Origin of the sequence: Nitrospirillum karajorum, from assembly GCF_036348415.1 — a bacterium.
GTDB classification, from domain to species: Bacteria; Pseudomonadota; Alphaproteobacteria; order Azospirillales; family Azospirillaceae; genus Nitrospirillum; species Nitrospirillum amazonense_B.
In genome coordinates, this window is the sequence record NZ_JAZBQB010000004.1 from 63,976 (window position 1) to 88,131 (window position 24,156).

Here is a 24,156-nt window from a genome sequence, read left to right on the forward strand (position 1 = left end):
ATCTTGGCAAAGGCGAAGGCCCGCGGGGAACGCCCCCGCGGGCCTTGTCGTATGCATTCAGCTCCGCCGGCCGAAAATGAAGCCGAGGACAACGCCGAAGGCGGTATAGGCCACCGGGGCGCTGGTCAGGATATCGGTCAGTTTGGTCCCCAGGCCGCGCTCCGCCTCTCGGCGTGGCGGGGGGGCCTCGCCCGTGCCGTGATAGGCGCCTTCCGCCAACTGTTCCAGCTTGGTTCGGGGGCGGGGGCGCGGCGGAGACAGGGGCGGTTCGCTGGGCGGCGCGTAAGAGGCCATGGCCTTCCTCCATTCGATGTGTCTTGCGGCGGGCGGATCCCGCGATGGGACCTATCCTGCCGTGATGGTGAAAACCGCCGGGGCGCCGGCGCTGTTCCCCCATCCCGGCAATTAGAGCGGAACCAAGCCCGGCTTGGGGCATTGCTCCCCCAAGTTTGAACGGCCGGAGGTCGCCACTGGCGAGCGGCCCCTGAGGCGGGAGGAGCGCATGACGGACGAACCCAGCCAATCAGAACCCACCCTGTCCAAACTCAGCCGGAGGGGGTTGTTGAGCGTGGGCCTTGCTGTCGGCGCTGCCGGCGCGGTACCCGTGGCGGTGCCAGCCGCGCCTTCGCAGTCGGCCAGGGGCGGTGGCGCCGGACCGGATATCCGGGGTGATATGCCCTGGCAGGAAGGGGCCGCCGACGCCCCGCTGCCGGCCGACCAGCGCGCCGGCTATATCTACTTCACGGCGGCCGAAGCGGCCTTCATCGAGGCGGCGGTGGCTCGCCTCATTCCCGCCGACGAGCTGGGGGGCGGGGCCGTCGAGGCCGGCGTGCCCCTGTTCATCGACCGCCAACTGGATGGCGAATATGGCCATGCCGTTCGCTGGTACATGCAGGGGCCCTGGGCGCCACCCCTGAAGACCCAAGGCTACCAAAGCCGCATGACGCCGGCCGAGGTGTACCGGTCGGCCATCCGCGCCGTTGATGATAGGGTCGCCAAGCAGCATGGCGGCGTCTCCTTCGCCAAGCTGCCACCCGATCAGCAAGACGCGGTGCTGAAGGCCCTGGAATCGAACGAACTACCCATCGATGGCGTGGACACCAAGGTGTTCTTCACCCTGCTGCTGCAGAACACCATCGAGGGATTCTTCAGCGACCCCGTCCACGGCGGCAACAAGGACATGATCGGCTGGCGTCTGATCGGCTTTCCCGGCGCCCGTTATGACAATGGTCCCTTCGTGGACCGCCATAACGAGCCCTATCCCCTGCCGCCCGTTGGTATCACCGGGCGCCCCGGCTGGACACCGCGCGGCGAGGATGGCCAGCCGAAGGAGATGGGGATGAAAACCCATGTCTGAGAAATTGCCCTCCGTCGATGTTCTGGTGATCGGCTTCGGTTGGACTGGGGCCATCGCCGCCCAGGAAATGACCGATGCCGGCCTTACCGTTCTGGCGCTGGAACGGGGCAAGTGGCGGGACACGCCCACCGATTTCGCCCCCACCTTCGCCCAGGACGAGTTGCGCTACATGTGGCGCCACGCCTTGTTCGAGAACCTGGCCCACAACACCCTGACCATCCGCAACAACATCCGCGAGACGGCGCTGCCCATGCGGGTCATGGGTTCTTTCCTACCGGGGACCGGCGTAGGGGGATCGGGCGTCCATTGGAACGGCCAGACCTGGCGCTTTCTGCCCACCGACCTTGAGGTGCGCAGCCATGTCACCCGGCGCTATGGCGCCAAGGCCATCCCCGCCGACATGACCATCCAGGATTTTGGCGTCACCTACGACGACCTGGAACCCCATTACGACCGTTTCGAATATCTCTGCGGCACTTCCGGCACGGCGGGCAACCTCAACGGCCAGGTCCAGCCGGGGGGCAACCCGTTCGAGGGTGCCCGTAAGCGGGCCTATCCCACCCCCGCGATGCGCCAGGCCTACGCGCCCACCCTGTTCGCGGAGGCGGCGGCCAAGCTGGGCTATCATCCCTTCCCGCAGCCATCCTCCAACCTGTCGCGGGCCTACACCAACCCGCTGGGGGTGCAATTGGGCCCCTGCACCTATTGCGGCTTCTGCGAGAAGTTCGGCTGTGGCAACTATTCCAAGGCTTCCGCGCAGACCACCATCCTGCCCGTGTTGATGCGCAAGCCCAACTTCGCCCTGCGCACCGAGGCGGAGGTGCTGAAGATCAACCGCGACAGCACCGGCACGCGGGCTGTCAGCGTCACCTATGTCGACGCCCAGGGGCGGGAGTTCGAACAGCCGGCCGACCTGATCTTCCTGGGGGCGTATGCCCTCAACAATGTCCGCCTGTTGCTGCTGTCGGGCATCGGCACGCCCTACGATCCCCAGACGGGGCAGGGCGTGGTGGGGCGCAACTACGCCTATCAGCGCACCTCCTTCGTGAACGCCTTTTTCGATGACAAGCTCCTGAACCCCTTCATCGGGGCGGGCGCGCACGGCATGCACATCGACGACTTCAACGGCGACAATTTCGACCACAGCGGCCTGGGTTTCCTGGGCGGCGGTTATCTGGGCGTGCTGCAAACCGGCGCCCGCCCCATTGAGACCCATCCGGTGCCGGATGGCACGCCCACCTGGGGCGGGGCGTGGAAAAAGGCTGTGGCGGCCAATTACCTCAAGACCACCACCATCTCCACCCACGGCGGGGTGATGAGCCACCGGGGCAACTACCTGGATCTGGACCCGACCTACCGCGACGTTTATGGCCGGCCGCTGCTGCGTATGACCTTCGACTACACCGACAACGAACAGAGGATGGCGCACCATCTCACCGACCGCGCGGCGGATGTCGCCCGCGCCATGGGCCCGCGCGAGATCAAGGTGGTGTACCGCGACGGGTCCTGGGACGTGGTGCCCTACCAGACCACGCACAACACCGGTGGCGCCATCATGGGCGCCGATCCCAAGACCAGCGTGGTCAACCGCTATCTGCAAAGCTGGGACGTCAGCAACCTGTTCGTCATGGGGGCCAGCGCTTTCCCGCAGAACCCGGGCTACAACCCCACCGGCACGGTGGCGGCCCTGGCCTACTGGTCGTTGAAGGCGGTGCGGGAACAGTACCTGAAATCCCCCGGTCCCCTGGTGCATACGTGAGGCCGCCCATGCAGCGCGCTCTTGTCACCGGGCTGTTGAGCCTGGGTATCCTGGCGGCCACCGTGTCGCTGGTCGCCATCGGCCTCAGCGGTATCGCCAACGGCCAGCCACCGTCCGCCACCTCCGGCCCCTATCCGCTGGTGAAAAGCCCGGACGTGGAAAAGGGGTTCTATGTGGCGGTGCAGGGCGATTGCGTCGGCTGCCACACCGTGCCGGGCGGCCAGCCCTTCGCTGGCGGGCGGCCCTTGGTCACACCTTTCGGCACCCTCTATTCCGCCAACATCACGCCGGACAAGGACGCCGGCATCGGCCGCTGGTCGGCGGATGACTTCTATCGCGCCCTGCACGAGGGTAAGGCGCCGGATGGGCACCTCTATCCCGCCTTCCCCTACAACTATTACACCCGTATCAGCCGGGCGGATTCCGACGCGCTATTCGCCTATCTGCGCAGCCTGCCGCCCTCGCCCGTGCGGTCGCCGCGCAGCGAGTTGCCTTTCCCCTTCAACATCCGCGCCCTGATGGTGGGCTGGAACCTGCTGTTCCTGGACAAGGGGGAGTACAAGCCCAACCCGGCCAAGTCCGCCGCCTGGAACCGGGGCGCCTATCTGGTGGAAGGGCCGGGCCATTGCGCCGCCTGCCATACGCCGAGGAATTTCCTCGGGGCCCCGCGCACCAGCCACGACTATCAGGGCGGCGACATCGGCAACGGCTGGTACGCGCCGGACATCACTCCCAATCGGCGCACCGGCGTCGGTGGGTGGAGCGACGAGGAGCTGTTCCAGTACCTGAAGACCGGCCGCAACGCCCACGCCAACGCGTCGGCCGACATGGGCGAGGTGGTGGCCTACTCCACCTCGCGCATGACCGATGACGACGTGCGCGCCATCATCGCCTATCTGCGCGACCGCCCGGCCCGGCCGGACGACGCCCCAGCCAAGCCGGACCCCGCGGTCATGAAGGCGGGGGAGGCGATTTATGTCGACACCTGCGCCGCCTGCCACCGCATGGACGGCGCCGGGTCCATGGCCCTGTTCCCCCGCCTGCCCGGAAGCCCCAACCTGCAACAGCCCAACCCCAGCACGCTCATCCGTGTGCTGCTGGTAGGCAGCCGCAGCCTGCCGACGGATGCGCGGCCGACGCCCTCCACCATGCCCGCGTTCAATTGGAAACTGCGGGATGACCAGATCGCCGCGGTGGCGACCTATGTCCGCAACAGCTGGGGCAACGCGGCGGCGGCGGTGAGCGCCGATGACGTGGCCAAGATGCGCAAGGCCCTAGGCGCCGACCACCGCACCCTGCCGGACGGTTATCCTACTGACATGCGCCATCCCACCCCCGAAACGGTCTCCAGCCCCCACACCGACAGCCGGCAGAACGGCACGGATCAGGCGGGGATGGCGGCGGAAGGACGGTCGTGACATGCGTCGTCCCGGCTACAGCAAGGGCATCCCCAAGCGGTGCCATTCTAAAGCGCGGCCGCGCGATAGGCCATGCCCTCCACCCCGTGCAGGAAGCCGTTGCTGAAGCGCCGGCCGGGGCACAGATCGCGCAGGCGGTCGCGGGCCGGGGCTACTGGCACGCTGCCGTCCAGAACGGCGCGGAAGGTTTCCGTCACCGCCACCATGTCGCAATCCTGGGGCGACAGGCGGAAGCGGCCCACCCCCAGCGAACGCAGGCGGTCCAGGTCGCCCAGCAGGTCCAGGTAGCTGCCCGACAGGGTCTGCACCCCATTCACCGCCAGGAAGGGGGCGCCGTCCAACGTGTCCAGGTCCATGCCGTCGGGATGCTTCTCACAGACATAGCGACAGCCGTCCTTATGTAGGCCATGCGCGCGGGCGTGGTAGCAGCGGGCGGAGATGGCCAGCGGCAGCCGGCCGAAGGCCTGCACCTCAAGCTGCGTGCCCGTGGCCATGGCGGCCCCCGCCAACGCTGCAATGGCGTCGGCTGTCAACTCGCCCGGCAGGCACACCCGCGTGGCGCCCTGGCGCGCCATCAGTTCCAGGGTGCTGGGGTTGTAGACGGCGACCAGGGGGCCGATGGCGTGCGGGCGGCCGGCGCAGGCGGCCACGGCGGTCAGGTCGTTGGCCTCCACCACGAAGTCGCAGCCGGCGGACCAACTGGCCGCCAGGTCCATCACACCCTGGCGTTCGCGCGCCTGCATGACCAGGGCCAGGCTGCCCAGCACTACCTCCTTACCGGCGCGGCGCAGCCGGTCCGCCACCTCGGGGATGTCGCCGTCGAAGAAGGGTGCCCGCTTGGAACACACCACCTCTCCCAGCACGACGGTGTCGACCGGCGCCTCATCCGCGATGCGGGCGTAGAAGTCGCGGCGCCGGGCCGCCGGCCAGTGGAAGTGCAGCGGGCCCAGGGTCAGCTTGGGACGGTCGAGGCTCATGATCATCCTCCCTTTCAGCGCCAGCGCCGGTCATAGGCGCCGGCGGTGGCGCGGCCGCCTTCCATCTCGCTGGCCAGCCCCCGGGCCAGGTCGGGCACGGTGAAGCCGCCCGACAGGGCGGCGTCGATGGCGCGGCGGAATTCCCCCACCACGCGGGTGACATAGGCGCGGCCCCGCTGGCGGCCCTCGATCTTCAGGGCGCGCACTCCGGCCTTGATCAGGCCAGGGATGTGGTCGGCGGCGTTCAGGGATGTTGGCTCCTCGAACAGGTATCCGGTGGTGCCGTTGGCCTGGAACCGCCCCTTGCACAGGGTGGGATAGCCGGCCGGCGCGCCCGCAGGGTGGCGGTCGATGGTGACATCGCCCAGCCGGGAGGTGACATCGCCGCCGGCCTCGCGCCGGAACTGGACGGCCCCGGCGGGGGAGCAGACGCCGTGCGTGTTGGGCGACTGGCCCGTGACATAGCTGGACAGCTGACAGCGCCCCTCCGCCATCACGCACATGCCGCCAAAGGCGAAGACTTCCGTTTCCACCGGAGCCACCGCCGCCGTCAGGTCCGTCACCTCCGCCAGGGTCAGCACGCGGGGCAGGACCACCCGCTGCACGCCGAAGGTCTGGGCCAGATAGCGGATGGCCTCGGGTGTGGAGGCGGCGGCCTGGACCGACAGATGCAGGCGCAAGCCCGGGTGATGGGCCTGGGCATAGGCCAGCAGGCCCAGGTCGGCCAGGATTACGGCGTCCGCGCCGGCCTCGGCCGCGTTGTCCACCGCGCGGTGCCAGGTGGCCTCGTCCCCCGCCTTGGGGAAGGTGTTGATGGCGATGTAGAGCGACCGGCCCGCCTTGTGGGTGCGGGTCGCGGCGGCGCGCATCTCCGCCTGGCTGAAATTCAGGCCGGGGAAGTTGCGGGCGTTGGTCGCGTCGGCGAAACCGCAATAAACAGCATCGGCGCCGGCCTCCAGCGCCGCGTCCAGGGCGGCCGGCGTTCCGGCGGGGCAGACCAGGGACAGGGATGGCGCGCTCATGGCCGGATCTCCGTTCCTGGCAGGCCGGCGGGCTGTACCGCCGCGCGCGCCGCCAGATGCAGCAGGCCGTCGATTTCGCCATACCAGCGCCGCCCCAGGGAGAGCAGGCGCGGGGGGAGCCGGTGGGCCAGGTCGCGCTCCAGCGTGACGTCCGCGCCATCCACGGCGTTGCGCAGGATCAGCACCGCCTCCATATCGCCCTCGATCATCAATTGCCGGCTGAAGAACAGGGAGTCCCCGTCCACCCGCCCTTCCAGCAGGGCCAGCAGCGCGCCCAGCGGCGCCCGCAGGGTGGCAGCCGCGGGCGGGGCGGCGGCGTCCTCGGCGATGGGCCAGAGGCCCGGTCGAGTCCCCGCCGGCCGCAGCAGGAAGCGCACCGGCAGGTCGCTGGGATCGACCAGGAAAGCCCGTTCCCCCAACACCGCCAGCCGGTCGAACACCCCCTGGTGCCGACGGCGCAGGCGATCGAACGCCGCCTGTGCCAGGCGTGCGGCGACGGGCCCCGTCAGGGGCCGGCCCAGCAGCGGCAGGGGCGGCATCAGGCGCGCCGCCAGCCCGGCCAGCAGCACGGGCGACAGGGGGGAGGGTCGGTTGGGTCTAGGCTCACGGGATCATCCCCAAGGCTGCCCCAAGGCTGCGCGAAACAGGCTGTGCGGCGGCGGGTGGAAAACCAGCCGACTGTGGGCGGCCGCTGCCGGGAATGTCGTTGACATGGCACAATAATGCGGCGGCGTTGCTCTTGAAACGCCCCCCGCCCATCCCGATAAAAGGGAACGGTTTCAGCCACGCATGGTGCGGCCCCCGAATGCCTGCTAATCCGTATTACAATGGTCCGGTGACGGATCATTTTGATGGCGTCCGCTTTTTCAACCCAGGGCAGGCCCCCACAGACCGAAGCCTGGCGGAAATATTGCGCTGGCGCTGGGGCGGAACCCGGCCGGTGTGGCCTGAGACGGCCCCCGGGCGCCAGGTTCGTCCCCGGGAGCGGGTGGACGGCCTGGCCATCACCATGATCGGTCACGCCAGCGTGCTGATCCAGGTGGCCGGCCTGAACCTGCTGGTGGACCCGGTGTGGTCGGAACGGGCCAGTCCCTTCCAGTGGATCGGGCCGCGCCGTGTCAACCGGCCGGGCGTCGCCTTCGATGACCTGCCGCCCATCGACGTGGTGCTGCTGACCCATAACCATTACGATCATCTGGATGTGGGCACGCTGCGGCGGCTCTGGGCCGCCCACCGTCCCCGCATCCTGGCGCCCCTGGGCAATGACCGCGTTGTGGCGCGCGAGGTGGGGCCCCTGCCGGTGGAAACGGGAGATTGGGGCCAGACGATCGCGCTCGGCCCCGCCGTCACCGCCTGTTTCCACCCGGCCTATCACTGGTCGGCGCGACGCCTGGGTGACCGGCGCATGGCGCTGTGGTGCGGCTTCGTGCTGCGCACCCCGCAGGGGCCGGTCTACATAGCGGGCGACACCGGCTATGGCGACGGCGCCATCTTTCGCGATGTCCGGCGGCACCATGGTGCGCCCACCGTCGCCATCCTGCCCATCGGCGCCTATGCCCCCCGCTGGTTCATGAAGCAGCAGCACTGCGACCCGGCGGAGGCCGTGCGCATCCTGGCCGACTGCGGCGCCCGCCAGGGCCTGGCCGTGCATTGGGGCACCTTTCCCCTGTCGGACGAGGAACGCCTGGCCCCCCCGAAAGAGCTGGCCCAGGCCCTGGCGCGCGAGGGTCTGGGCCCCGACCGGTTCAAGGCCCTGGAACCGGGGGACGTCTGGACGGCGCCCTGACGTCCCCCGGGCCAAGGGCCCGTCTTCCGTCAAAAGTCCAGCGTCAGTGTCAGCAGTTTGACGTCGATGGCCAGCCACACCAGGAAGATCAGGGACAGCGCCACGAGCACGGCCCAGGCAATGCTCCAGGGGCGCCGGCCGGCCCGGGTGGCGATGTCGTAGGCGTTCCAGATGGCGGCCACGGTGCCGGCAATGGTGGCCAGCAACACCAGCTGCATCAGGCGCATCCAGATGTCCAGCCGGCCATCCAGGGCATCCACACCGTTGTTGATGACCGACAGCATAATTCCCCAGCCCAGGACGAAGACCAGGACGCCCCAGGCCGCGGCCCGTGTGGCGCGATGCAGGACCAGTGCCCGCCCGGTGATGCCGGGGGTATAGCGGTAGCGGCGGCGCACCAGGGCGACGACGGGCCAGGACAGGGCGGTCAGGGCCAGCACGCCCAGGGCCACCGCCATCACCGGGATGATCCAGCCGGCGTTCAGCGAGCCCGGCGCCGGCACGAACTCGATGATGGGGGCGTAGGCGCCGATGGAGAACATGACCACCTTGCCGTCCTTCACCACGGCCGCCAGGCGCTCCTTGCCTTCCGCGTCCTGCCACAGCCAGGGGCCGACCTCGCGCCAGCGCTTCGGCACCTGGGCGGCGTTCCGCAGGGCGGAGACGGTGATGGTGTCGTCATCGTTCGCCACGATCTGGGCCTCGCCCAGCAGGCTGAACAGGCGCATGAAGTTGGTCTCGGAGCCGCGGCTGCTGATGTAGTGCCCGGCCATGAGCTGGCCGTGTTCCTTGGCGGTGGGGGCCGTGGGCAGCTCGGGCTTGGGTTGGGGGAAATAGCGGTCCGTGAAGTCGACGAAGATATGCTCCCGCAGCACATGGGCGGCAGCTTCGCGCCCGGCGCTGTTGAAGGACATATAGAGGCCGACGCCGTCGTCGATGAACAGGTGCAGGTCGGAATGGAAGACGTCGGTGTCGCCGCCATGGCCCACGATGCGGTGGCCGTTGCGGTCCTCATGGTAGAAGCCCAGCCCCATGGCGGGCAGGCCCGGGTACGGGGTGTTGGCGTTGGCGTACATCTGTTCCGCCGTGGCCTTGTCCAGCAGCGGCCCGCCATGCGCCAAGTGGGCGATCATGAACTGCGCCATGTCGGCGCCGGTGGCGGACAGGGCGCCCGCCGGCGACATATCGATGATCTCGAACGGCTGCGGGTCCTTGGACGCCTGCTGATAACCCTTGGACATGCCCCCGACCAGGTTGGCCGGCAGCGGCTGGACGAAGGTGGAATGCTGCATGCCGAGGGGCGTGAAGATATGGTTCTGGATGTATTGGGCGAAGGGTTCGCCCGACACCCGCTCCACGATGTAACCGGCCATCGAGGCGCCGTAGTTGGAATAGGCCGGGATCTGGCCCGGGGCATAGATACGTGTGGGCACCCAGCGCTTCATCGCCTCACCCAGCGGCTTGGCCAGCGTGGGGTCGGTCAGCAGCAGGTACTTGGCCGTCTCCTCGAACCCCGGCGTGTGCGTCATGATATGGCGCAGGGTGATGGGTTTGCCGAAGGCCGGGGGAATCTTGTAGTCCAGATAGTCGTTGACGTCCCGGTCCAGGTCCAGCTTGCCGGCCTGCACCTGCTGCATCACCGCCGTCCAGGTGAACAGCTTGGAGATGGAGCCGGGGCGGAACAGGGTGCCGGCGGGGTCCACCGGCTTCTTTTCCTTGACGTCGGCATAGCCGAAGCCGCGCTCGGTCAGCACCTGGCCGTCCTTCACCACCACCACCACCGCGCCGGCGATGTCGCCGGTCTGCAGGGCGTAGGGCATGTAGCCGTCCAACCAGGTGTCCACGTCCGCCTTGGTCAGCGTGGACGCGGGCGCCGGTGGACTTTCGGGGGCGGACGTTGGCACCGGGGGCGTGGGCTTAAGGTCGGCGGGGGACTGGGCCGCGGCGACCGAGGCCAGCGCGGTCATGAGAAGCGCTAAGAGGCGAACCTTCCACATCTTGTCCTGTCCTTGCCTTTAGTAGCGGAAGCCAAGCGTGGCCCCGAAGGAGCGGGGGCGCACGATGGCCGCGGTGACGTTGCCATCGAGGGCCGACCCGGCGGTACCGACATCCAGGATGCCGCGGCTGTCGGTCAGGTTGCGCGCGAACGCCTCGATCCGATAGGGGCCCATGGTGATCCCGGCATGGGCGTCCACCTGGCTGTAGGCGCTGAGGTGGTGTTGGCCGTAGCTGGTGTCGAAGGCCGAGAGGCGATCCCCGGTGTAGCGCCAGCTGACGCCGGCGAACCCGTCGACCGTTCCACTCAGCGGCCGCTGATATTCCACCGCCAGGGTGGAGGAATAGCGGGCGGTATAAGGCAGCCGATCACCCTTTAGACCGCCGACCAGCGGGGGCGCGTCGCTGGTCAGTGCGGCATCGACCAGGGCTCCGTTCAGCGACACGGTCAGGCCGCTCACCGGCTTGATCGTGACCGACGCCTCGATGCCCCGGCTGCGGGCGGAGCCGCCGTTGATGTTGACGCCGTAGTCGTCCACCGAACTGAACAGCTGGATGTTGTTCCAGTCGATGTAGAACCCCGTCAGTTCCAGTGACAGCCGGCGCCCCCACGCCTCGGACTTTACGCCGATTTCATAGTTGGTGGTGGTGTCGGCGCCGAACTGCCGGGGCACGGCGCCGGGTGCCGTGGGCGGCAGCACGTTGGGGCCGCCGGGGCGGTAGCCGCGCGCGACGCGGATGTACAGGGTGGTGTCCTCGTTCGGTTTGAACGATGGCGCCACCGAATAGGTGAACACCCCGTCCGAGGAGTTGGCGGTATAGTTCGCGTCGCCGGCCAGGGGGCCGCTGCCCAACTGCACCGCGTCCTGTTCGTTGTGGCTGTAGCGCCCGCCGGCCGTCAGGTCGATCTGGTCGGTGATGTGCAGGGTACCGCTGGCGAAGCCGGCATATTCCTCATAGCGGGAGTTGAGCCGCGCATCGGCCAGGTTGGCGAAGTCGGCGATGGGCGCCCCGCTGAGGTTATCCACGCCGTTGATCACCTGCATGATGGCGTTCCGCTCCCGGGTGTAGAAGCCGCCCACCGTCCAGTCCAGCCGGCCGCCGGTGGAGGCCAGGCGCATTTCCTCGGTGAAGCGGCGCTGCTGCACCCGCTGCACCTGCGACGCGCCCAGGGGCACGCCGAACGCCCCCGTCAGCAAATCGCCGTAAAGGCCGCTCACATCCACCAGCGCGTCCTGGAACAGGGTGCTGTAGCTGGTGGAGGACAGCAGCTGCACCGGGCCGAAATCGTAGGTGCCGGTCAGGTTGTAGACCCGATACCGCATGTCGTTGGGCTGGGCGACCACGCGCGCCTGCCGGTAATCGCCCAGAGCCGGGCGCAGGGTGATGGGGTCGACGTCGACCTGGTTTGTGCCGTTGCTGTCCAGGTTCTGCACGACCACAGAACCGCGCAGCGTCAGGGCGTCCGTCGGACGGAACAGGGCGGAGACGCGGCCGCCATAGGTGCGGCCGTCGTTGATGTCCTTGCCGCGCTGGTCGTCGATGAAACCGGGGTCCCGGCGGTAGAAGCCGCTAGCCCGCACGGCCAGGCTGTCGGCCAGCGGGACGTTGACCGACGCGCGGCCGGACCAGCCGGTATCGCCGTGGGCCACGGTCTCGGTGCTGATCTCGGCCGCCGTGTGGACGCCGTCCGTGCTGGGCGCCACGGTCACATACTTGATGAGGCCGCCCAAGGAGTTGGCGCCGTAGAGCGTGCCCTGGGGGCCGCGCAGCACCTCCACCCGTTCCAGGTCCGACGGGTCCAGGTCGGGGGTCAGGATGGCCCCGTTGGCCAGCGACGTGGCCGATCCATAGGGTGTTTCGTCCACATAGGTGGCGACCGTCGCCCCCACACCGCCGGTATTGACCCCGCGCAGGATCAGGCGCGCCTGGCCCGCCTGCGTCTCCACCAGCGCGGCGCTGGGCACGCGGGTGAAATAATCGTCCAGCCGTTCGGCATGGGCCTGCTGCAAGGCTTCCGCCGAGACGGCGGAAACGGATTGGGGAACGTCGATCAGCCGCTCGGTCCGCTTCTGCGCCGTGACGACGATTTCGTCCAGCACGTCGGATGCGGCGGACGCGGCTGCCGGCCCCGCGTCCGGCGCCTGTTGCGCCCAGGCGCCGGTGTTAACGGCCAACGCCGCCACGCCGGCGCAGAGGAATGCCCTGGTTCCCCGCATTTGCCCGATCTCCCTGATCGTTATGTGGCGCGTATGATGGCAGGTGTTTCAGATTTGGCAACAGTGTTTCTGCAACGCGAATGGCTGGGCGTCGTGGTGCTGGTTTTCCGTCAGGCCCTGATGCAACTTGGGGGCCTTGGAAAGCTTGAGCATGAAGGAGACGCACGCATGGCCAAACCTGCCCCGGACCGGGCCCATCCGGCGCTGGCCTTGCGGGCGGCGCGGGTCAAGCAGGGGCTGACGTTAAGGGCGCTGGCGGCCCGTATCGGCATGCCATTCTCCACCCTGTCCAAGCTGGAGAACGGCAAGATGGAAATGACCTACGACAAACTGCTGCGCCTGGCGCAGGGGTTGGGCGTGGACATCGGCACCCTGGTCAGCGGGGCCGGTCCCGAGACACCGGCCCCGCCGGCGGGCGGCCGCCGCAGCGTATCCCGCGCCGGCCGTTCCCCCGGCGCCACCTCCGACCTGCACGCCCATCAGTACCCGGCGGCGGACTTGCTGGGCAAATTGATGGTCCCGATCATCATTGAGGTAAGGGCCCGCAGCGTGGAGGAAATGGGGGGCATGGTGCGCCATTCGGGGGAGGAGTACCTTTACGTCCTGTCCGGCGCCATGGAACTGCATACCGACCTATACGCCCCCTTGCGCCTTGAGGCCGGCGATTCCGTCTATTTCGACAGCGGCATGAGCCATGTCTACGTGCGTGTGAGCGATGAGACGTGCCGCGTGCTGTCCGTTTGCGCCGGACCTGGAATCCAGCGCCTGGCCCAGTCCGCCGCCAAGGCGTGGAAGCTGTCACCAGCCACGGATGAGGAAACGGTTTGAACCGCTGTTTCTGATATTGAAACAGCGGGCGGGCTGTGTGATGCTGGTCCCATCATGCAGATCGCACCCCTCGACAGTGGCATAACCACCAGGGACACCCAGGCATGGCCGCGGCCCGTGGTGGCCTGGTCGGTCGTGACCCTCTTCTGTGTCGCGGCCATCCTTTCCTACACGGACCGGCAGATCCTGAGCCTGCTGGTGGATCCGATACGGGACGACCTTGGCATCAGCGACACCCAGATCGGGGTGCTGCAGGGTGTCGCCTTCGCGCTCATCTATTCCATCGCCGGGCTGCCGTTGGGTCGCCTGGCCGACATCCTGCCGCGCCGGGCCGTCATCTGGGCCGGTGTGGGATTGTGGAGCATCGGCACGCTGCTGTGCGGCTACGCCCCCTCGTTCTGGGTGCTGTTCGCCGGCCGCCTGATCGTGGGGGTGGGGGAGGCGGCCCTGGCCCCAGCCGCCATGTCCATGATCGCCGACATGTTCCCGGCCGAACGCCGGGGCCTGGCCACCGGCGTCTTTGTCATGGGCATGACCATCGGCGGCGGCGTCGCCATCGCCATTGGCGGTGCCGTCCTGGGACTGGCGGCGTCCGGCGGCTTCCGGGGCATTCCCCTCCTGGACGGGCTGGCGGCCTGGCGCGCGGTGCTCGTGCTGTTGGGCCTCGCCGGCCTGCCGCTGTTGCTGGCCCTGCTGCCCATCCGCGAACCTACGCGACATAGTGAAGTATCGGCGGGCGCGGCATTGGCTGGCGGGCAGGAAGCGACAGCGCTGCGCGAGATTGTCGCCCAGTTGGCGGCCGTGCGTGCGGTGCTGATCCCGGTCATCGTCTGCTGCGCCTTCATGTCCGTCGGCGACTTCGCCCTCATCGCCTGGGCTCCGGCTCTGCTCAGCCGGCGCTACGCTATGACGCCGGATGCGGTGGGCCTGGCGCTCGGTTCCCTGGTCGTCGTCGCCGGCGTGGTGGCGACGGTCGCGGGTGGTGTCATCAGCGACGTCGTGGTCAGGCGGTACGGTCCCCCCGGACGCATCTGGGTCGCCACTGTCTGTGCCGCCCTGGCCTTTCCTTTCGCCTTAGTGTCGCTCACCTCCTCCTCGTCGCAAGTGCTGGCCGCGGTGACCCTGTGGACCCTGTTTTCCAGCGCAGCGGGCACCATCGGCATCACGGCGGTGCAGGAGATCGTGCCCAACCGGGCCCGGGGCCTGACCGTGTCCTTTATTTCCTTCGGCAACATCCTACTGGGCCTGGGCGGCGGCGCCACGCTCACCGGCTATGTCACCGACCACGTCTTCGCCGATCCCCTGGCCATCGGCCAATCGCTGACGCTGGTCATCGCCCCGCTGGCTGGGGCAGCCGCCCTGCTTTTCCTCCATGCCTCCCGAACCGCTCGGAGTGTCAGTCGGTGAGCCTGTCCATCACCTATCGCCGGGACGCCATGCGCATGCGTGAACCGTTCCGCATCTCTGGTTATCTGTTGAACGCCATGCCCGCCGTCATCGTCACCCTGGGTGACGGGACCCACTTCGGCCATGGCGAGGCCGCCGGCGTCTACTACCTGAACGACGACCCGCCTCATATGGAGCGGGAGATCGAGCGGGTGCGCGGCGCGCTTGAGGCCGGCGTGGACCGCCTGGGCCTGCAGTCCCTGCTGCCGCCCGGCGGTGCCCGCAACGCCCTCGATTGCGCGCTGTGGGAGTTGGAGTCCTTCCGGACCGGCACACCCGTATGGCGATTGGCGGGCGTGCCGGAGCCCAAGCCGCAGGTGACCACCTTCACCCTGCCGGCCGACGACCCGGCGGAGATCCTGCGCCGGCTGGAGGGCTTCACCGGCGCCACCGCCATCAAGCTGAAGCTGGAGGGCGATTTGGCGGCGGACACGGAACGGGTGCGGGCCGTGCGCGCCCGGCGGCCTGACGCCTGGCTTTCCGTCGATGCCAACCAGGGCTTCGGCGCGACGGACCTGGAGCCCCTGGCCGCCATGTTGGTGGACCAGGGCGTGGCACTTCTGGAGCAGCCGATACGGCGGGGCAGTGAGCATCTGCTGGATGGCTGGGACGCGCCGCTGCCGGTCGCGGCGGATGAAAGCATCCTGGACTTGGCGGAACTGCGGCAGCACCAGAGGCGCTTCGACATCGTCAACATCAAGCTGGACAAGTGCGGCGGCCTGACCGAGGGGCTGGCCATGGTGGCAGAGGCCCGGCGCCTGGGCTTGGGTGTCATGGTCGGCAATATGGCGGGTTCGGTCCTTTCCACGGCGCCGGGATTCGTGCTGGCCCAGCTGTGCGATGTGATTGATCTGGACGGGCCTTATTTCCTGGCGGAACCCGGCGCCGACCGGGGCATCTATCAGGCGGGAAAGGTCATGGTCCCGGCCCACTTCTGGGGGGTGGGCTGATCCGGCGGCGGCGTCTCCTTCGCTTCTAGGGGTATCTCTCCCTAGTGCCCGTTGGGGCGGCTTGCCAGCTCGACGGAACCGGGCGGCGGACTAGTTTCTTGTCCGCTGTCGTTCCGCACGAAGGTGCCGCCGCCATGCCGCGTTTCCTCCACCTATTCGCCCCCGCCGCTCTCGCCCTGTCGCTGCTGATGGCGCCGATGGAGGTGATGTCCGCCGCCGAGACGGCAGGCTTGTCCTACGGCGTGGCGGAGGGACGCAACATCAACCAGTTCGTGCGCGCCGGCGATGTGGCCGCCCATCTCGTGCTGCGCGCCGGTGCCGATCCCCGCGTCATCGTGGCCTTTCCCGCAGGCAACAGCGGCGTGGGCCTGTGGCTGGACGTGCCGCAGGGCCAGGGATCGGGTGACTGGACCCTGACGGCGCCGCCCACGCCCGTGACGGAAACTGATGCGCAAGGTCGCCCCTTGCGGGGAATCACCTTTGAGGCGCGCCTGGCGGCGGGCAGCGTTGGCATCCGCCAGGCGGTGCTGTCCAGCACCCGCGTCCTGCGCGACTATGACGCCTTGCACACCGTGCCCGACAGCATCAGCCCCGACCTTATGCGCGACGGTGGCCGCTTTTCCTGGGCCCGCGACCGTCTGGACGGGAAGCCCGGTTACCGCCTGTCCGTCGAGGTGGTGCACGGCCAGGCGACGGACACGGCGCTGCTGGCCGCCCCCGACGGCAGCATCGGCCTGCGCATCACCGCCCTGACCGGGGAAACGCCGCTGACCCCCCTGCCGGCCGAGGCCCTGCTGAACGACCGTGCCGCGCCCGACACGGCCGCCCGCGATACCCTGGCCTTCCTCAGCTATCAGGAGAAATTCCTGGCCGGGTCCTGGCGCTTCGACACCTACTTCGGCCGCGACACCATGATGTCGGTCATGCTGCTGATGCCAGCGCTGCGGGCGGAGGCGGTGGAGGCCGGCTTGCGCTCCGTTTTCGCCCGCCTGTCGTTGATTGGCGAGGTGGCGCATGAGGAGGATGTGGGCGAATTCGCCATCCTGGACCATTTGAAGCGCGAGGCCACCGCCTCTGATGAGCCGGTCTACGATTACAAGATGATCGACAGCGACTTCATGCTGTCGGCGGTGACGCGGGCGTGGCTGCTGGACGATCCGCGCGGCCGGGCGCGCGCCGGCGCGTTCCTTGCCAGCGGTGACCGCCGGGACGCTCAGGTGGGCCCCGTGGGCCGCGATCTGGTGCAGAACCTGCGGTATGTGGTGCTGCATGCCGCCGCCTTCGCCCGTGAGCCGCGCTATTCCAACATGATCCGCCTGAAGCACGGCCTGCCGGTGGGGCAATGGCGTGACAGCGCCGCCGGGCTGGGCGGCGGCCTCTATGCCTATGACGTCAACGCCATCCTGGTTCCAGCGGCCTTGGACGCCTGTACCGCCCTGCTGAAAAGCGGACTGCTCGACCCCTACCTCGACCCAGGCGACCGGCCGCTGCTGTCGCGGGCCGCCGGCATGGCGGCGGTGTGGCGGGCCAAGGCGCCACCGCTGTTCACCGTCACGGTACAGGAACGGCGGGCCAAGGCGGCGGTCGGGGCCTATGCCCGCGACCTTGGTGTCCCGGACACGGCTGCCTCCCTGGGCCGTGGCGCGGTCCGCTTCCATGCGCTGTCGCTGACCCGCACGGGCGACCCGGTGCCGGTCATGCATTCCGATGAGGGTTACGGCCTGCTGTTCGGCCGGCCCGATGCCCGCACCCTGGATCAGGTGGCGGCGAGCCTGCTGCGTCCCTTTCCTGCGGGCCTGATGACGGATGCCGGCATGGTCGTGGCCAACCCGGCCTTCGCGCCGGCCGACGTGCAGGCCCGGTTCACCCGCAACGCCTACCATGGCAGCGTGGTCTGGTCCTGGCAGCAGGCCATGATGGCGGCTGGCCTGGGCCGTCAGGCGCGGCGGTCGGATTTGCCTGCCGGTACGCGGCGGCGATTGCGCCAGGCCCAGGCGGCACTTTGGCAAGCCATCGACGCCACGCGGTTGTTGCGCAATTCGGAGCTTTGGTCCTGGTCCTATCGGGACGGGCGCTACCAGCCCGTCGCCTTTGGCGCCAGCGGCGGCGATGCCGATGAGGCCAACGCCGCCCAATTGTGGAGTACCGTCTATCTCGCTGTTCGGTCGCCCCTGGGGCCGCCCTCCGGCCGGTGAGGGGCGCGGGGGCGGAAATGGCCCTTTACCAAATTTGTGCAACCGCGATAGAACGGGAATCCGTTTCCTTGTTTCACCGCTCCCATGGGCGGTTTTTCTCGAAACCCGAGGACGAAAAATGCCGCAAAAGCTCGCCTGGGGCCGCGCTTGGCACGGGCGCAGTTATGATTTGGGTCGCATGACCTTGGCGGACCTGTGGGGCGCATACCTCACCCATCCCGCGATCCAGGTTTACGCTGTCCTGGCCGTCCTCGCGGCCGGCTTCGCCGCGGTGACGGCGGATGGTGCCGTTCCGCCGACCCTGGCGGTCGTGGCCGTCTTCCTGGTGTACCCGATGGCCTGGTACCTCATCCACCGCTACATCCTGCACGGCCGCTGGCTGTACAAGATGAAGTGGAGCGCCACGCTGTGGAAACGCATCCATTTCGACCATCATCAGGATCCCCACCTGCTGGAGGTCCTGTTCGGTTCGCCGCTGAACACGCTGCCCACCATCGCCTGCGTGACGGTGCCTGTTGGCTATGCCATCGGTGGCTGGCCGGCCGCCGCCGCCGCGCTGTCCATGGGCCTGGTCCTGACATGCGTGTATGAGTTCATCCACTGCATCCAGCATCTGAATTACAAGCCTACGAACCCGTTCATCCTGAAGCTGAAGCGGGATCATCTGATCCACCATTTCCATAATGAGGATACCAACCTGGGTATCGTCAGCTTCACGCCGGACCGGCTGTTCGGAACTTATTTCGCTTCCGCGCGGGATTGCCCAAAAAGCGCCACCGTCTTCAATCTAGGTTATGACGTGGCCGAGGCGCAGCGCTATCCCTGGGTCATGCGGGCGACCGGCGCGCCGCCGCGGGATCGTCCGCCGTCCGCCTTCGCCGCTTCTGAGACAGGGGGTGCCGCCTCGTGAGTTCGGTTGAGATCATTCCGGTCGCGGGCGCCGCCCTGCTCGACCGATTCATCCGGCTGCCCGAGGGGCTGCACAAGGACGATCCCCACTACATCGCGCCGCTGCATCTGGAACGCAAAGAGGCATTGACCAGCAAGAACCCCTTCTTCGGCCATGCCGATGTCCAGTTCTGGCTGGCGCGGCGGGACGGCCGCGACGTGGGCCGGATCAGCGCCCAGATCGACCATCATGCCCAGGCCCGCGACCCCGGCGCCGCCGGGCAGTTCGGCATGATCGCCGCGGTGGATGACGCCGCGGTGGTGAAGGCGCTGCTGGATACGGCGGCGGCCTGGCTGCGGTCACGCGGCATGACCCGCATGCAGGGGCCCTTCAACCTCAACATCAATGAGGAGATCGGCCTGCTGGTGGATGGGTTCGATACGCCGCCCATGCTGCTGATGGGCCATGACAAGCCCTATCTGGGGCCGCGGCTGGAAGAGCAGGGGTTGGTCAAGGACAAGGATGTCTACGCCTATATCTACGACATCACCCAGCCACTGCCCGCCGGCGCCCGCCGGCTGATCGACCGGCCCTTGCCCAAGGGCCTGGTCGTTCGCCGCATGGACTTCAAGCGCTACGACGACGAGATCCGGGCCGTCACCTCCATCTTCAACGATGCGTGGCAGGACAATTGGGGATTCGTGCCCCTGACGGAAATCGAAACCGATCACCTGGCGAAGTCGTTGCGGCCCTTGCTGGACCCCCGTCTGGTCCGGTTTGTGGAGATGGACGGACAGGCGGTGGGCTTCATCGTCTGCCTGCCCAACCTGAACGAGGCGATCCGCGACCTGAACGGCCGCCTGCTGCCTTTCGGTTGGGCCAAGCTGTTGTGGCGCATGAAGGTCGCGGGCCTGAAAACCGCCCGCGTGCCGCTGATGGGCATCCGCAAGTCGGCTTCGCAAGGCGTGATCGGCAGCTTGTTGCCCTTCCTGCTCATCGACGCGGTGCGCAAGGATGCCGCCGCCATGGGGTTCCAGCACATCGAACTGTCCTGGATTCTGGAAGACAACATGCCCATGCGGCGCATCAACGAAAGCCTGGGCGGCGTCGCGTACAAGACCTACCGCATCTACGGCAAGGACCTGTGACACCAAGCCGCCGCTGAGCTTATTTCAGCCAGCCGGCGGCCCTGTACCAGGCGACGGTGTCGCGGAAACCTTCGGCCAAGCCGATCCGGGGGGCGTGCAGGGCGGCGGGCAGCAGTTCCTGCGGCGTCACCGTCCAGTCCAGGTGCAGGATTTCCCGCGCCTTGCCCTCGGTGAAGATGGGGGCCGTGCCCCGTAACGCCCCCCACCGGGACGAGAGCCGCCCGGCCGCCAGCAGCAGCGGCCCCGGTATGCCCACCAGGTGGGGTGGGGCGGAGCGCCCCATCGCCTGGGCGGCCTGGCGCATCACCGCGGCCATGGGATAGCCGCCCGGGGTATCATCGGCCAGGGCCCAGGTGCCGCCGGCCGCCAGATCCGCGTTTGGACCCACGGCCGCGGCCGCGATGGCGGCGGCGGCGTCCGTCACATGGATGGCCGCGATGCGACCAGTCCCGACCAGCACGGCCCAGGGCCAGCGCGCCGCCTGGAAGATGGCCAGGGTCTCACGATCCCCGGGGCCATAGATCATGGGCGGGCGCAGGATGGTGAGGTGACGCGGCGTGTCGGCATAGGCCTGGCGCAGCGCGTCCTCGCCCGCCCGCTTGCTGGCCGCGTAGGGGGACAGGTGCGGCTCTCGCGCTGCGAGGGAGGAAACGGCGACGAGTCGCGCGCCGGGCGCCGTTTGCCGCAGGACGTGGGCGGCCCGGGCGGCGCCATCGCGGTTGACGCGCAGGAAGGTTTCCCGGTCCCGCGCTTTGATCAGCCCGGCGACATGGATCAGGACGTGGGCGTCCTTGGTCAGGCGCCGCAGGGCGCCGTCGTCGGCCAGATCACCCGGCACGACCTCCACATCGTCGCCCACCCCTGCGGCCGGAGGCCGGCGGGCCAGGATACGCACGCGCGCGCCCGCGTCGGCCAGGGCCTGGACAAGGTGCCGGCCTAGAAACCCCGTCGCCCCGGTGACCGCGACCAGGGGCGCGCCCGTCATGCGCTCTTGGCCACCGGCGGCGCGTTGGCGGCGGTGAAGGCGCCGTCCAGATACATCGCCCGCGCCCGGCTGCGGCTCAGCTTGCCCGACGTCGTCTGGGGCAGGCTGTGCGGCGGTACCAGGACAATGCGCGACAGTACGCCGTGCCGGCTGCGGAAGACGTTGGCGATGGCATCGGTCAGCGAGTCCCGGGCCGCCGGATCCGGGCTGCGGCACTGGACCAGCGTCACCACTTCTTCTTCCAGGCCGTTATCGACGGAGAACACCGCGACGTCGCCGCTGCGCAGGGAGGCGACCTCCGCCTCGGCTGTCCATTCCAGATCCTGGGGCCACAGGTTGCGGCCGTTGACGATGATCAGGTCCTTGGCCCGGCCGGTGATGACGATCTGGTCGTCCAGCAGATAGCCCAGGTCACCGGTGTCCAGCCATCCCTCGGCATCCAGGACTCGGGCGGTTTCCTCGGGCGCGCCGTAATAGCCGGTCATCAGGCTGGGCCCGCGGACGAAAATGCGGCCGACGCGGCGCGGCGGCTGCGGTGAGCCGGCCGCGTCGCGCACCTCGATCTCATGCTCGGGCAGGATGCGCCCGCATAGGACGAAGGTGCGGCTGCGGTCCCCGTCGTTCGCCGGCGCCACGGCCCGGTGCTCGTTCTCCAGGACGATGCTGTCGACCACATCGACCTGCGCGCCCTGGCCCCTGGGTGTGAAATTCAGGGCCAGGGTGGCCTCAGCCATGCCGTAGCTGGGCACGAAAGCGCTGGCGCTGAAGCCGTTGGCGGCGAAGCGGCTGGCGAAGTTGGCCAGCACCTTGGGCCGGATCATGTCGCCGCCGATGCCGGCGCTGCGCCAGCTCGACAGGTCGATGCCGTCGGTCGGCAGAGTCTCGGCACGCCGGGCGCATAACTCATAGCCGAAGGAGGGGCTGTAGGAGATGGTGCCCCGGTTGCGGCTGATCAGGTCCAGCCAGATCAGCGGCCGGCGCGCGAACTCCCGCGTCGGCAGCGTGTCCACCGACACCTGGCAGGCCATGGGGATCAGCAGGAAACCGACCAGGCCCATGTCATGGTAAAACGGCAGCCAGGACACGCACCGGTCGCCGTCGCCGATCATCAGCCCGCTGCGGCCCACATGGGCGGCGTTGCTGAGAAAGGCGCGGTGGGTAACGGCGATCCCCATGGGGAAGCGGGTGCTGCCGGATGAGAACTGCAGATAGCTGATGCCATCCGGGTCCTGCGGCGGCAGGTCCCCCTGATGCGGCGCCACCGTGGCCAGCTGGTCCAGGGTGCCGGACATCCTGAGGCCAAGCCCCGCCACCGCCGGGGCCAGCCAGTCGCCCAGCATGGCGGGGCCGAAGGCCGCTGTCGCCCCGCAGCTTTCCAGCATGCGCCGGATGTGCGCGATGTACGTATCCTTGCCACCGAAGGCGGCGGGCAGGGGCAGGGGGGCTGGCACCAGGCCGGCATACTGGCAGGCGAAGAAGGCGCGGACGAAGTCGCCGTCGCTTTCGGCGATCAGGCCGACGCGCTCACCCGGCTGCAAGCCAGCGCCCAGCAACCGCCGGGCGAGCGTGATCGCCTCGTCCCGCAACCTGGCGTAAGTAAGCGCTTCGCTGAGTACACCTTTGCCCGAGTAAAAGTTGAAGCCGGTAGGACCTTGTGCCGCGTAATCCAGCGCTTCGGCGATGGAGCCGAAATCCGCGTAACGCACGGGAAGCCCAGGACGATGGGAGGGTGTGGCTGACGTCATAGTCGGAGTTCTAACCTAGCTCTACCGTGGCTAGCTGAAAGGCTGCTGACAGCTATGCAAATTAGTAGCTAAAACGCAATATGCGCGCGGGTGGAGGCTCCCTCCCGAAAAGGTGCTGGCATCGCCTCTCGCAGCGACCGGGTGTTCAGGATATGACTTAGCAGAAATATGTCAGTGCTGTTTCTAAGCTGTTTCACGCATTATCGTCATGCAAGTGCGCGGGGTATCGCCGCTGCAACGATAGGCTGTCCGCAACAAAATGCGGCAGACGTGGTTCCGATAACCTAGCAACTCACAGGTTACGTCATGCAAAAGGGCAAAATCCGTATCGCCATTGCGGGGATCGGAAACTGCGCGAGCGCGCTCATCCAAGGCATCCACTACTACACGCCGGAACGGTGCCGGGAGGGTGTGGTCGGTCTCATGCACCGCGAGATCGGCGGTTACCTGCCGTGCGACATCGAGGTGGTGGCCGCTTTCGACGTCGATGCCCGCAAGGTCGGCACGGATGTGCACCGCGCCATCTTCGCCAAGCCGAATTGCACCAAGATTTTCCAGGCCGACATTCCCGACAGCGGCGTCATCGTGAAGATGGGCCAGGTGCTGGACGGCATTTCCGAGCACATGGCCGACTATTCCGAGGATCGGACCTTCGTCCGCTCCGACGCGGTCGAGCTGACCAAGGCTGAGATCGTCGCGGAACTGAAGCGCACCGGCGCCGAGGTCCTGTTGAACTACATGCCGGTGGGTTCGGAGCAGGCGGCCCGCTTCTACGCCGAATGCGCGCTGGAGGCGGGCCTGGCCTTCGTCAACAACATGCCGGTGTTCATCGCCAGCGATAAGGCGTTCGCCGACCGGTTCAAGGCGCGCAACCTGCCCATCGTCGGCGACGACATCAAGTCCCAGGTGGGCGCCACCATCACCCACCGCGTGCTGACCGACCTGTTCGCCAAGCGCGGCGTGAAGCTACTGCGCACCTACCAGCTCAACACCGGCGGCAACACCGACTTCCTGAACATGAAGAACCAGGCCCGCCTGGTGTCCAAGAAGACCTCGAAGACGGAGGCGGTGCAGGCCGTCGCCCACAAGCGCATCGAGGATGAGAACATCCACGTCGGCCCCAGCGACTATGTTCCCTGGCAGAACGACAACAAGCTGTGCTTCATCCGCATGGAAGGCCATCTGTTCGGCGATGTCCCCATGGACATCGAACTGCGCCTGTCGGTCGAGGATTCCCCCAACTCCGCCGGCGTGGTCATCGATATGATCCGTTGCTGCAAGCTGGCCCTGGACAACGGCATCGGCGGCGTTCTCGAAGGCCCCAGCGCCTACTTCTGCAAGCATCCGCCGGTGCAGTACACCGATGACGATGCCTACCAGATGACCGAGACCTTCATCCGCGGCAACACGCTGAAGCTCGCCGTCGCCAAATGAAGT

The 24,156-nt window shown here is 68.1% G+C and carries 19 protein-coding genes; 11 read left to right on the plus strand and 8 right to left on the minus strand.

Annotated features, from left to right (window positions below; translation table 11 throughout):
• Positions 1-57: 57 nt before the first annotated feature.
• The gene (locus UCD39_RS26175; RefSeq protein WP_330498566.1) at positions 58-294 is read right to left on the minus strand and encodes a hypothetical protein; all 237 of its coding nucleotides are present in this window, start codon (positions 292-294) and stop codon (positions 58-60) included.
• A 208-nt stretch (positions 295-502) separates the two neighbouring features.
• On the opposite strand from UCD39_RS26175, the gene UCD39_RS26180 reads away from it, so the two are divergent.
• Genes UCD39_RS26180 through UCD39_RS26190 form a run of 3 tightly spaced genes read left to right on the plus strand, consistent with a single transcriptional unit; the run spans position 503 to position 4,534 of the window.
• Positions 503-1,357 (plus strand): gluconate 2-dehydrogenase subunit 3 family protein, encoded by an 855-nt coding sequence (locus UCD39_RS26180; RefSeq protein WP_330498567.1) that lies wholly within the window; start codon positions 503-505, stop codon positions 1,355-1,357.
• The gene (locus UCD39_RS26185; protein ID WP_330498568.1) at positions 1,350-3,116 is read left to right on the plus strand and encodes a GMC family oxidoreductase; all 1,767 of its coding nucleotides are present in this window, start codon (positions 1,350-1,352) and stop codon (positions 3,114-3,116) included. The genes UCD39_RS26180 and UCD39_RS26185 overlap by 8 nt, the downstream gene beginning before the upstream one ends.
• Before the next feature lie 8 nt (positions 3,117-3,124).
• Positions 3,125-4,534 (plus strand): c-type cytochrome, encoded by a 1,410-nt coding sequence (locus UCD39_RS26190; RefSeq protein ID WP_330498569.1) that lies wholly within the window; start codon positions 3,125-3,127, stop codon positions 4,532-4,534.
• 47 nt (positions 4,535-4,581) lie between these two features.
• Here the strand turns inward: UCD39_RS26190 and ubiV are convergent, their stop codons facing one another.
• From ubiV to ubiT, 3 genes are read right to left on the minus strand one after another with little or no spacing between them, the layout of a single operon-like run.
• Positions 4,582-5,511 carry a ubiquinone anaerobic biosynthesis protein UbiV gene (ubiV, locus tag UCD39_RS26195; RefSeq protein WP_330498570.1) on the minus strand — a complete coding sequence of 310 codons (930 nt, stop codon included), beginning with the start codon at positions 5,509-5,511 and terminating at the stop codon, positions 4,582-4,584.
• 14 nt (positions 5,512-5,525) lie between these two features.
• Positions 5,526-6,533, minus strand: a complete 1,008-nt coding sequence (ubiU, locus tag UCD39_RS26200; protein WP_145733556.1) for a ubiquinone anaerobic biosynthesis protein UbiU — start codon at positions 6,531-6,533, stop codon at positions 5,526-5,528.
• Entirely contained in the window at positions 6,530-7,102 is a 573-nt protein-coding gene (gene ubiT / locus UCD39_RS26205) for a ubiquinone anaerobic biosynthesis accessory factor UbiT (RefSeq protein WP_330498571.1), read from the minus strand. The genes ubiU and ubiT overlap by 4 nt, the downstream gene beginning before the upstream one ends.
• Positions 7,103-7,473: 371 nt before the next feature.
• Between ubiT and UCD39_RS26210 the strand changes: the two genes are divergently transcribed.
• A complete protein-coding gene (locus UCD39_RS26210) occupies positions 7,474-8,319 on the plus strand; it encodes an MBL fold metallo-hydrolase (protein WP_330498572.1) in 846 nt (281 codons plus the stop codon).
• Positions 8,320-8,348: 29 nt separating this feature from the next.
• On the opposite strand, the gene UCD39_RS26215 is transcribed toward UCD39_RS26210, so the two are convergent.
• Both UCD39_RS26215 and UCD39_RS26220 read right to left on the minus strand, forming a co-directional pair.
• On the minus strand, positions 8,349-10,316 hold the full coding sequence (locus UCD39_RS26215; protein WP_330498573.1) for a serine hydrolase: 1,968 nt from the start codon (positions 10,314-10,316) through the stop codon (positions 8,349-8,351).
• 18 nt (positions 10,317-10,334) lie between these two features.
• Entirely contained in the window at positions 10,335-12,533 is a 2,199-nt protein-coding gene (locus UCD39_RS26220; RefSeq protein ID WP_330498574.1) for a TonB-dependent receptor, read from the minus strand.
• Positions 12,534-12,701: 168 nt separating this feature from the next.
• On the opposite strand from UCD39_RS26220, the gene UCD39_RS26225 reads away from it, so the two are divergent.
• The 6 genes from UCD39_RS26225 to UCD39_RS26250 all read left to right on the plus strand — a co-directional run bounded on the left by UCD39_RS26225 (position 12,702) and on the right by UCD39_RS26250 (position 19,989).
• Complete coding sequence (locus UCD39_RS26225) at positions 12,702-13,361, plus strand: helix-turn-helix domain-containing protein (protein WP_330498575.1); 660 nt, start codon at positions 12,702-12,704, stop codon at positions 13,359-13,361.
• A gap of 54 nt (positions 13,362-13,415) precedes the next feature.
• Entirely contained in the window at positions 13,416-14,768 is a 1,353-nt protein-coding gene (locus UCD39_RS26230; RefSeq protein ID WP_330498576.1) for an MFS transporter, read from the plus strand.
• Entirely contained in the window at positions 14,765-15,757 is a 993-nt protein-coding gene (locus UCD39_RS26235) for a dipeptide epimerase (protein ID WP_330498577.1), read from the plus strand. The genes UCD39_RS26230 and UCD39_RS26235 overlap by 4 nt, the downstream gene beginning before the upstream one ends.
• Before the next feature lie 134 nt (positions 15,758-15,891).
• Positions 15,892-17,952: a hypothetical protein gene (locus UCD39_RS26240; RefSeq protein WP_330498578.1), complete on the plus strand. Its 2,061-nt coding sequence runs from the start codon at positions 15,892-15,894 to the stop codon at positions 17,950-17,952.
• Positions 17,953-18,130: 178 nt separating this feature from the next.
• Entirely contained in the window at positions 18,131-18,862 is a 732-nt protein-coding gene (locus UCD39_RS26245) for a sterol desaturase family protein (RefSeq protein ID WP_330498579.1), read from the plus strand.
• Positions 18,859-19,989: a dATP pyrophosphohydrolase gene (locus UCD39_RS26250; RefSeq protein WP_330498580.1), complete on the plus strand. Its 1,131-nt coding sequence runs from the start codon at positions 18,859-18,861 to the stop codon at positions 19,987-19,989. Before UCD39_RS26245 ends, UCD39_RS26250 begins: the two co-directional genes overlap by 4 nt.
• 19 nt (positions 19,990-20,008) lie before the next feature.
• Here the strand turns inward: UCD39_RS26250 and UCD39_RS26255 are convergent, their stop codons facing one another.
• Both UCD39_RS26255 and UCD39_RS26260 read right to left on the minus strand, forming a co-directional pair.
• Positions 20,009-20,974: an NAD-dependent epimerase/dehydratase family protein gene (locus tag UCD39_RS26255; protein WP_330498581.1), complete on the minus strand. Its 966-nt coding sequence runs from the start codon at positions 20,972-20,974 to the stop codon at positions 20,009-20,011.
• Positions 20,971-22,680 carry a fatty acyl-AMP ligase gene (locus UCD39_RS26260; RefSeq protein WP_442943714.1) on the minus strand — a complete coding sequence of 570 codons (1,710 nt, stop codon included), beginning with the start codon at positions 22,678-22,680 and terminating at the stop codon, positions 20,971-20,973. The genes UCD39_RS26255 and UCD39_RS26260 overlap by 4 nt, the downstream gene beginning before the upstream one ends.
• A 345-nt stretch (positions 22,681-23,025) precedes the next feature.
• Between UCD39_RS26260 and UCD39_RS26265 the strand changes: the two genes are divergently transcribed.
• Positions 23,026-24,153 (plus strand): inositol-3-phosphate synthase, encoded by a 1,128-nt coding sequence (locus tag UCD39_RS26265; RefSeq protein WP_145733536.1) that lies wholly within the window; start codon positions 23,026-23,028, stop codon positions 24,151-24,153.
• Positions 24,154-24,156: the final 3 nt, after the last annotated feature.

Bases quoted from the DNA above. Each gene is read 5' to 3' on its own strand.
- UCD39_RS26230 (WP_330498576.1), top strand. From the start codon at position 13,416: ATGCAGATCGCACCCCTCGACAGTGGCATAACCACCAGGGACACCCAG.
- UCD39_RS26175 (WP_330498566.1), bottom strand. From the start codon at position 294: ATGGCCTCTTACGCGCCGCCCAGCGAACCGCCCCTGTCTCCGCCGCGC.
- UCD39_RS26190 (WP_330498569.1), top strand. From the start codon at position 3,125: ATGCAGCGCGCTCTTGTCACCGGGCTGTTGAGCCTGGGTATCCTGGCG.
- ubiU (WP_145733556.1), bottom strand. From the start codon at position 6,533: ATGAGCGCGCCATCCCTGTCCCTGGTCTGCCCCGCCGGAACGCCGGCC.
- UCD39_RS26225 (WP_330498575.1), top strand. From the start codon at position 12,702: ATGGCCAAACCTGCCCCGGACCGGGCCCATCCGGCGCTGGCCTTGCGG.
- UCD39_RS26255 (WP_330498581.1), bottom strand. From the start codon at position 20,974: ATGACGGGCGCGCCCCTGGTCGCGGTCACCGGGGCGACGGGGTTTCTA.
- UCD39_RS26265 (WP_145733536.1), top strand. From the start codon at position 23,026: ATGCAAAAGGGCAAAATCCGTATCGCCATTGCGGGGATCGGAAACTGC.
- UCD39_RS26220 (WP_330498574.1), bottom strand. From the start codon at position 12,533: ATGCGGGGAACCAGGGCATTCCTCTGCGCCGGCGTGGCGGCGTTGGCC.
- UCD39_RS26245 (WP_330498579.1), top strand. From the start codon at position 18,131: ATGACCTTGGCGGACCTGTGGGGCGCATACCTCACCCATCCCGCGATC.
- UCD39_RS26215 (WP_330498573.1), bottom strand. From the start codon at position 10,316: ATGTGGAAGGTTCGCCTCTTAGCGCTTCTCATGACCGCGCTGGCCTCG.
- ubiV (WP_330498570.1), bottom strand. From the start codon at position 5,511: ATGAGCCTCGACCGTCCCAAGCTGACCCTGGGCCCGCTGCACTTCCAC.
- UCD39_RS26180 (WP_330498567.1), top strand. From the start codon at position 503: ATGACGGACGAACCCAGCCAATCAGAACCCACCCTGTCCAAACTCAGC.
- UCD39_RS26240 (WP_330498578.1), top strand. From the start codon at position 15,892: ATGCCGCGTTTCCTCCACCTATTCGCCCCCGCCGCTCTCGCCCTGTCG.
- UCD39_RS26185 (WP_330498568.1), top strand. From the start codon at position 1,350: ATGTCTGAGAAATTGCCCTCCGTCGATGTTCTGGTGATCGGCTTCGGT.